Below are 2,198 nucleotides of genomic sequence, written 5' to 3' on the forward strand. Positions count from 1 at the left end.
CTACGCTAACTTGCTCCCCATAGCTAGGAGTATCATATATAATATTTTTATAGCCTAATTTTGCAATATAATCGTCTATGTCTTTATCTTCAAAGTTCTTAACTATAACCACTTCATATAATCCTTTATCTAATAACTGAGTATAAACGCTCCTTATTGCGTTTTTAAGGAACTCTTTTCTATTATAAGCTGATATAATTACGCTAATTAACATTTAGGAGTATAATACATAAGCGGTTAATAAATTTTTATTGCACTATCAATAGATTAATTTATGAAAATTTTGTTCGCATTAATTAGCACGGGACTAGCCGGCGGAGTTAGATACATCTTTGAAGTAGCTAACGGGTTAAAGGATAAAGGTCATGATGTGAAAATAGTAGCTTTAGCCGGAGATCATAGTTAGTTCAAGAATTTAAGGGCAGAAGTTATTTATAAGCCATTAAACTTGAACATGTTTAGTTCGATAGTGTACGCTTTTTACAAGTTTTATAGATACGTTACTCTACGAAGTGCTAAGAGAAACCCTTATGATACTTTTCTTTTAATTTCGTCTAAACTCGGTGTAAGACCGGACATTATTATTGAATTAGCTGAGTTAATCAGAAGCTTTGACTCAGACGTTACTGTTGCGACTTATTACTTGACAGCGTTCTCAGTTTGGTTTTCACAAAATAAAAACCCATTTTATTTGATGCAAGACTTTCCAGAACTGGTAGAAGGAAATGAAGGAAAGTTAGGCTTAAACATGTTTTATCACTCGCTAAAGTTACCATTCTCTTTTATAACAGTCTCTTCTTACGCTAAACAACTAATTGTGGAAATAATCCTACAGCGAAAGTTACCATAGCACATCCTGGAATTGATTTGAACATTTTTAGACCAAGAAGAACAAACAGTCAAAATCAAGAGAAGAGAGTTATGGTAATATTAAGGGGGTCTAGGGTTAAAGGTGACGAAGTAGCACTGGAAGTCTTAAAGAACGTTAATAAAAAGGTTCCTATTCATGTAGTTTTTGTTGGAGGTAAAAGTCTTGTTAGGCATTATTCAAAGACTATAGGATTAGACTTCGAATACTCAGTATTTTCTAACGTATCAGACGAAGTCCTTGCTGAACTTTATTCGTCATCAGATGTTTTTCTCCATACATCTTATGCTGAAAGTTTCGGTTTACCTCCATTAGAGGCTATGGCTTGCGGAACTCCAGTAGTTATGAGTGATAATAAAGGCTCGAGGGATTACGCAGTAAACGGTTTTAATGCGTTAATATCGCAACCTGGCGACGTTAAATCCTTGTCAGATAATTTACTGAAAGTGATTCAAGATGATAAACTGAGGGAGAGAATGATAGAGAATGGACTAGAGACTACCAAAAAATTTACATGGGCAAAAACAGTAAAGAATTTTGAGAAGGCGTTAAAAGAAATAAATTGAGTTATAAAATAGTATAATAAAATTGTATTAATTTCTGGTTTACTGTTATTGATTTACTGTAGTAAATGTATAAGTTTTAATTGTTATAGAGCTTATTTTATAGTTTAAAATATATACTTTCTACTCTTTGTTAACAGCTGAGTTGAACGGTTTAATTTAGTATCGTGCCAGATGAGGGCAAACTATCTTCAAATCACATTATATGCGTCGTCAATATAGGTTACGCTTGGGTTCAATAACTGTAAACGTATGAGGACTTTGATAATTCGCAGCAGTTATGGGAATCTTAGGGAGGTAATACCAAGAAGTCGGTATTAGCGAGAAGTTTTTAATTTTAGACGTCTTCCTGCTGAAAAGATGCTGAACGGAAAAGGACAAATCGAGTTGGCTAGGGAGAGGCTGGTCAAGGCGGTCAACCAGGTTCTGGGCGTGGTCAGGAGGAACGGGAGGAGCAGGAAGGTCGGGTTGGCGCTAGTCCTCACGGTCCTGGTGGGTGGGAGGGCCAGCGTGAGGAACGCGGCCGAGACGTTCGGGTTGGACTACGCAAACCTGCTGGAGGCGTTGGGAGAACTCGACGGCACGTGGAGGGACTACCTGGAGGTCCTGTCGGGGCTGGTGAAGGGTCAGGTGGCCGTCATCATAGACGACACCGTGGACCACAAGGAGTACTCCAGGGGGAGGGACGTGAGCCCCCACGGGAACTACTGGATCTACTGCCACGCCCACGGGAGGTTCGAGAGGGGCGTGCAGCTCCTCACTGTAGC

General features: G+C 38.9%; 2 protein-coding genes and 1 pseudogene. 2 read left to right on the plus strand and 1 reads right to left on the minus strand.

Going from position 1 to position 2,198, the window contains the following annotated elements; translation table 11 throughout:
• Positions 1-214: glycosyltransferase family 2 protein (locus METMK1DRAFT_RS10685; protein ID WP_009073931.1), on the minus strand; the 214-nt coding region annotated here is incomplete at its 3' end.
• A gap of 653 nt (positions 215-867) precedes the next feature.
• On the opposite strand from METMK1DRAFT_RS10685, the gene METMK1DRAFT_RS10695 reads away from it, so the two are divergent.
• Both METMK1DRAFT_RS10695 and METMK1DRAFT_RS10700 read left to right on the plus strand, forming a co-directional pair.
• On the plus strand, positions 868-1,434 hold the full coding sequence (locus tag METMK1DRAFT_RS10695; protein ID WP_342632964.1) for a glycosyltransferase family 4 protein: 567 nt from the start codon (positions 868-870) through the stop codon (positions 1,432-1,434).
• A gap of 357 nt (positions 1,435-1,791) precedes the next feature.
• Positions 1,792-2,198: pseudogene (locus METMK1DRAFT_RS10700) on the plus strand (ISNCY family transposase); the annotation flags it as partial.

It is taken from the genome of Metallosphaera yellowstonensis MK1 (assembly GCF_000243315.1).
In the GTDB taxonomy this organism is placed as follows: domain Archaea; phylum Thermoproteota; class Thermoprotei_A; order Sulfolobales; family Sulfolobaceae; genus Metallosphaera; species Metallosphaera yellowstonensis.